Genomic DNA, 5,924 nt, shown 5'->3' on the forward strand with positions numbered 1-5,924 from the left:
CGAGAACGGCCGCGACCTGATCGCCCGGCACGATGCGATCCTGTTCGGCTCTGCCGGCCATCCCGACATACCTGATCACGTCACGCTGTGGGGGCTGCGGCTGGCCATTTGCCAGCCGTTCGACCAGTACGCCAACGTGCGGCCGACCCGCGTGCTGCCGGGCATCACCTCGCCGCTGCGCCACGTCAACGGTGGCGAGCTCGACTGGGTGATCGTGCGCGAAAATTCCGAGGGCGAGTATGCCGGCGTCGGCGGCCGCGTCCATCAGGGCTCGCCGCTCGAGGCCGCGACCGACGTCGCCATGTTCACGCGGGCCGGTGTCGAGCGCATCATGCGCTTCGCCTTCCGGCTCGCGCGGTCGCGGCCGCGCAAGCAGCTCACGGTCGTGACCAAGTCGAATGCGCAGCGTCACGCCATGGTGATGTGGGACGAGATCGCGGTCCAGGTCGCGGCCGAATTCCCCGACGTCAAGTGGGACAAGATGCTGGTCGACGCCATGACCATGCGCATGGTGATCAAGCCGCAGACCATCGACACCATTGTGGCGACCAACCTGCACGCCGACATCCTGTCTGATCTCGCCGCGGCGCTGGCCGGCTCGCTCGGCATTGCGCCGACGGCGAACCTCAACCCCGAGCGCACCTTCCCGTCGATGTTTGAGCCGATCCACGGCTCGGCGTTCGACATCATGGGCAAGGGCATCGCCAACCCGATCGGCACCTTCTGGTCCGCCGTCATGATGCTGGAGCATCTCGGCGAGCCCGCCGCCGCCGGTCGCCTCATGCGGGCGATCGAGACGGTGACGGCCGACCCGCGTTTCCACACACCCGACCTCGGTGGCAAGGCGCGAACGGTTGATGTCACCGCCGCCGTGATCGGTGCCGTTCAAGGGGCGAATGTGTGAACTCAAATGCTCATGGCCGGGAGCGCGCCACTCCTTTGGCGCTCATGGTATGTGAAAACACCAAGAAGCGCGCAATGGGAGTGGCGCGCTCCCAGCCATGACTCGCAGAGGCCGTTTCTCTTCCGGACCGCGGGCGTCTCGCCCGCTCATGAGCCGGCGAGACGCCCGCGGTCCGGAAGACGAAGACCCGGCGCCGTTGGTTACTTCTCCGGCACCTTGCCGATGCGCTCGACCGCGATCCGCAGCCGCTCGGCATCGCGCGCGAGAAAGGTCTTGAACTCGGGCGCGTCGAGATAAGCGATCGGCGTCTCGACCTTGGCCATCGCTTCCTTGAAATTAGGCTCCGCGACCGTGCGCTTCACCGCGTCGCGCAAGGTCGCGAGGATCGGTTGCGGCGTGGCCGCGGGCGCGAACAGGCCGGACCAGATGTAGAAGGTGGCGTCGTAGCCGAGCTCGGCCATGCTGGGCATGTCGGGCAGCGACGCCAGGCGCTTGTCGCCCCATACCGCGAGTGCGCGCATCTTGCCGCCCTTGATCTGGCCGATCGCCGCCGCGGGACCCGAGGCCAGGCAATCGATCTGCCCGCCGAGCAGCGCCGCCACCGCCGGTCCGCCGCCCTGATAGGGGATGTGGAACAGCTTGATACCGGCGGCGCCGGCGAAGATCTCCATCGCCACGTGCAGCGTGCCGTAGACGCCCGACGAGCCGTAATTGATCGTGCCGGGCTTGGCCTTGGCGGCCTCGACGAGGTCCTTCAGCGTGCGATAGGGGCCGTCGGCGCTGACCACCAGCACCGTCGGGTCGGCGCTGATCAGGGCGATCGGCGTGAGCTGGTCGAGCTCGTAGGCGGGCGCCCGGCCCTGCAGCCGGTCGGCCACCGGCAGCACCGAGATCGACGACAGCGCCATCAGGATCGTGTAGCCGTCGGGTTGGGCGCGCGCCGCCAGGGCGGCGCCGACCGAGCCGCCGGCGCCCGCCTTGTTCACCACCACGACCGATTGCCCGAGCAGGCGGCCCATCACCTGCGCGGTCGGCCGGCCGGTGATGTCGGCAACGCCGCCCGGCGGGAACGGCACGATCATCTGGATCGGCCGCGCCGGAAATTTTTCCTGCGCCTGCGTCGCCGCCGGAACGACGGCGAGCAGCAGCCCGCCGGCGAGGAGCGCGCGCCGGTCCATGATCGGCCTACTTGCCGGCCTTGGCAGCGCCGGGCTTGGTGCCCGGATAGGTCGCGGTGAAGCCGAACAGGTCGGTGAGCGCGTTGGGCATCATGATCTTGTCGAGATCGTCGACGCCCGCCGTCTTGGAGGGCTTCAGGCCCAGCACCAGTGGCCCCTTGGGCGCCTTCCAGTCGGTGATGAAGGAGGCGATGGCGTCGAGCGCCTGCAGGGTCTGCGGACCCTGCGGCTCGGCGAAGCCCGCGATCGAGGCCAGCGCCGTCTTGACCACGTCTTCGGGCTTGAGGCTCTCGGTCTGGGCGAGCGGCGGCACGACCTTGGCCAGCAGTCCCTTGTCGTCGTAGGTCAGCTTGGCGCTGCGCAGCCGGCCGTCGTCCTTGGCCGTGGAAGCGTCGGTCTTGTCGCTGATGCCTTCGAGCACCATGGCGAGTGCGATGCTGGCCTGGCCGCGCAGGGTCATCTCGAGATTGTTGAGGTGCAGCACCTTCGCCGCGGTGTCGATGCGATAGTCGAGCGCCACGTCGACCGGCACGTTGGGCACGCCATAGGGTTTCAGGGCGGCGAACATGTCGTCGTCGCCGGTGATGCCCTCGAGCTTGAGCTTGGCGAAGCGCGGCGCGTCCTCGGGGCTGGACTCCTTCTTCAGGCGATCGAAGTCGATCTCGTCGACCGTCACCTTCTGGATCTTGACCGTGCTCTCCTTGTCGCCGGTCGCGGCATTGGCCGGGATGACGGCCACCACGTCGTTCAGCACGAAGCCCGCGTTGCCGAGCGGGGCGCCACTGGCGTAGCTGAACTTCTTCAGCTCGAGTTGCGGCTTGATCTCCTTGTCGAAGCGCTCCAGCCCGTTTTGCGCCCACGATGCCGTCGCCAGCCCGACCAGCAGCAAGGCCGTAGTGAGTCCCGCCCAAATTGAACGCATGACGTCTCCCATCGTTAAGTCGCCACCCTACCATCGCCCCTTCCGCGCGGCGAGCCGGAGTCGCGGGCGGGTGTCGTTCGCCATCTTTCACTCCTTCCGCCGTAATCGGGGGGTGGCCCGTAGGGCCGGAGCAACTGTTCGGGTTTAAGGAAGACATCGGCCCTGTCCCACGCTCCGGCTCAGGCCTTTGGGGGTTACGGGCTCAGGGTCGACGACGGGCGGTTGCTCGAACAGCCGCCCGTTCGCACATTCTGCCAAATTTGCCGCACACAAGGGGGAAGGCTACAGACGAGATCCATGAAGTTCCGACGTCGGGATCTCATGGATCTCGTCTGTCGCCTTCCCCCTCCGCCCCGTATGACCGGGCACCTACCCCGATTACGGACCCGATTACGGGGGAGGAATGGAGATGCAGCGGCGACGGGGCGCCGCATCCAGCGTCGCGGCGAGGATGGCGTCGGCGGTGGCCGACCAGCCGACCGGGGCGAAGTCGGTGCGCAGCCGGTGCTCGAGCCGCGCCAGCTCGTCGGGGTGCTCGATCAGGCGGCGGATCGCCTGGTAGGCGCCGGTCGTGTCGTCCGGATCGACATAGAGGCAGAACGGCCCGCCGGCCTCCGGCATCGACGTGCGGTCGGACGAGACGCAGATCTTGCCGAACGACAGGCTGTCGCTCACCGGCAGGCCCCAGCCTTCGTAGTGCGAGAGGAACAGGGTGAAGCGGCAATCGCGATAGAGGGCCGATAGCGTGGCGTCGTCCGGCGAACGGATGAACACCAGCTTGCCGTCGAGCCAGCGGGTGGCCTCGATCGCCTTCATGAGGTCGTCGACCATCCAGCCGACGCTGCCCGCGAACACCAGGGTCGGAACCGTCTCGCGCGGCAGGTCGCGCAGCATGCGGCACCAGACGCGGAACGCCTGCTGGTGATTCTTGCGCGTCTCGATGGTCGACACGAACAGCACGAACCCGCCGGGGCTGAGCGGCTCAGGCAGGGAACCCGGCTGCGGCCGGGCGAAGCCGGTGCCGATCGGCACGGCGCGCGGCTGGCACTTGAGCGCAATGCCCTGCCCGGCCGTCCAGGCCGCGACGTCGCGCGCCGTCGACCGCGAGTTCGTCAGGATGGCGTCGGCGAGCGGCAGGGTCTCGCGCATCACCTTGCCGAACTCGGGGCCCCGTCCGAGCTCGAAATACTCCGGCCGCACCAGCGGGATGAGATCGTGCACCAGCATGGCAAAGCGCATGCCCGTGCGCCCGGTGAGCTCGCGAACGCGCGTGGCGTAGTTGCCGTCGTGCCACGGCGCGCCGAGTGCGCACAGCACATCGCCGGCGCGGCCGACGTCGCGTAGATCCTCGATACGCGTCGCTGCCGGTGGGGGTTGGGGCTGCTCGGGCTGCGGCATCGCGGGTGGCGGCGGGAACATCCAGCTGCGCAGCCGCGCCATCAGCGAGGACGGTGCGGTCGGCGTGGCAACGTCTGCCAGTTGGGGCTCGACGGCGGCGGCCGGCGGCGCGGGCGGGCTCGCGGCACTGCCGCTGGTCATGTTGCGATAGGTGTCGTGCACCTCCTGCCAGTCGATCAGCTTGAACAGCCCGGGGCGCTCGTTGTGGGTGACGAAGCGGACGCGGTCGGGGGCCTGCTCGGCGAACGCGCAATAGACCTCGCCGGTCAGGCGCTGGATGCCGGTCGGTCGGGCGCTGCGCTGCGCGAAATAGAAGAAGTCGTCGACATCTAGCCAAAGCGTCATGGATCTGCAGTGCGCTCCTTGTGTCCGCCTCGCGGATCGCGCAAGGGCCGTTGGCGACCCTTCATACAAGAAGTGCGGCAGGGGCCAACATGACAAATGCCGCTTGCTGCAGGGGGTGTCCCGAATGACTCGTGCCTTTTCTGGGCCGCGGGCGTCTGCGCTGCGGGTGCGCCATTCTAGTGGCGCGATCATCGTCGATCACACAGAAGATGCGCCACTGGAGTGGCGCGCCCGTGCGTCCGCGAGGACGCTTTGTCAGTACGGTGGGAGTCTGTGCCATGTGAAGTCACAACACGTGAAGCTGCAGGTAACTGCATCGTTCGTGAGGGCGGGTGGAGAGCAACCGGAAGCGAAGGAACAGCCTGCAGGATGACGAACCTGTTTCGGCGGGATGGAGTGGCGAGCCTGCGAGCGTATGGCGAAGCCTGGGCCGAGAGGCCTGCTGCGGGGGCGAGAGTGACGGCCCGACACGGGCACCATGACGTGGTTGAGGGTGGGATGTTCCGAGGCAAAGCGGAGTAAGCGGAGAGACCTGACCAAAGTGAGTGAGTTGGTCAGGAGTCAGAGCCTTCGTAGTACTGCAGCGGCCCGAGGCGCCAGCCGAGGGAAGCGAGAGGGTCGGGCAGCAAAAACCGGCTTTAGGGAAGGGAGTCAGGAAGGTGGATGCGTGAAGACAGACAAGGTCAAACAAGCGCCGACAGTGCGACAGGCTAAGCAAGGCGTAGAAGCCCCGGATTTGAGCTGGGCGGAAGGCACGGTGTGGACGGAACACATGATCTCGGCGCTGGTCAACGGCGTCAGAGGAGGACGCTGGTTCAGCCTTATAGGCAAAGTGTTCGCGCCGAAGACGCTGTCGGTGGCCTGGGAGAAATTCCGGGCGAACGGCGGTGCCAGCGGCGTGGACGGGGAAAGTGTGGAGAGGTTCGAGGCGCGGCGGGAGGAGTACCTTGCCGAGCTGAGCGAAGCTCTGCGGCAGGGCGATTACCAGCCGCAAGCGGTGCGCCGGGTGGAGATCCCGAAGGGCGATGGCGGGATGCGACCGCTCCCGCAGTCCGGAAGACTATGCCTCAGTTTGGACTAGACGTGCGCTGCGGTCGCTGCGTGGTAGTCGTTCAGGTCGATGACGCCCACCAGCTTCAGCGTAAAGTCGTTCGCCAGGGCGATCTCCGCCTGGGTG

General features: G+C 67.4%; 5 protein-coding genes. 2 read left to right on the forward strand and 3 right to left on the reverse strand.

Going from position 1 to position 5,924, the window contains the following annotated elements; genetic code table 11:
• The coding region (locus tag AB7O82_RS36620; RefSeq protein ID WP_428554769.1) for an isocitrate/isopropylmalate family dehydrogenase at positions 1-904 on the forward strand (904 nt) is incomplete at its 5' end.
• Between the two features lie 200 nt (positions 905-1,104).
• Here the strand turns inward: AB7O82_RS36620 and AB7O82_RS36625 are convergent.
• From AB7O82_RS36625 to AB7O82_RS36635, 3 genes are all read right to left on the reverse strand, one after another.
• Complete coding sequence (locus AB7O82_RS36625; protein ID WP_428554772.1) at positions 1,105-2,082, reverse strand: Bug family tripartite tricarboxylate transporter substrate binding protein; 978 nt, start codon at positions 2,080-2,082, stop codon at positions 1,105-1,107.
• A gap of 7 nt (positions 2,083-2,089) precedes the next feature.
• Complete coding sequence (locus tag AB7O82_RS36630; RefSeq protein ID WP_428554775.1) at positions 2,090-3,004, reverse strand: hypothetical protein; 915 nt, start codon at positions 3,002-3,004, stop codon at positions 2,090-2,092.
• 390 nt (positions 3,005-3,394) lie between these two features.
• The gene (locus AB7O82_RS36635) at positions 3,395-4,747 is read right to left on the reverse strand and encodes a glycosyltransferase family 4 protein (RefSeq protein WP_428554778.1); all 1,353 of its coding nucleotides are present in this window, start codon (positions 4,745-4,747) and stop codon (positions 3,395-3,397) included.
• 667 nt (positions 4,748-5,414) lie between these two features.
• Between AB7O82_RS36635 and AB7O82_RS36640 the strand changes: the two genes are divergently transcribed.
• Positions 5,415-5,828: a hypothetical protein gene (locus AB7O82_RS36640; RefSeq protein ID WP_428621745.1), complete on the forward strand. Its 414-nt coding sequence runs from the start codon at positions 5,415-5,417 to the stop codon at positions 5,826-5,828.
• Positions 5,829-5,924: the final 96 nt, after the last annotated feature.

It is taken from the genome of Reyranella sp. (genome assembly GCF_050185545.1).
In the GTDB taxonomy this organism is placed as follows: domain Bacteria; phylum Pseudomonadota; class Alphaproteobacteria; order Reyranellales; family Reyranellaceae; genus Reyranella.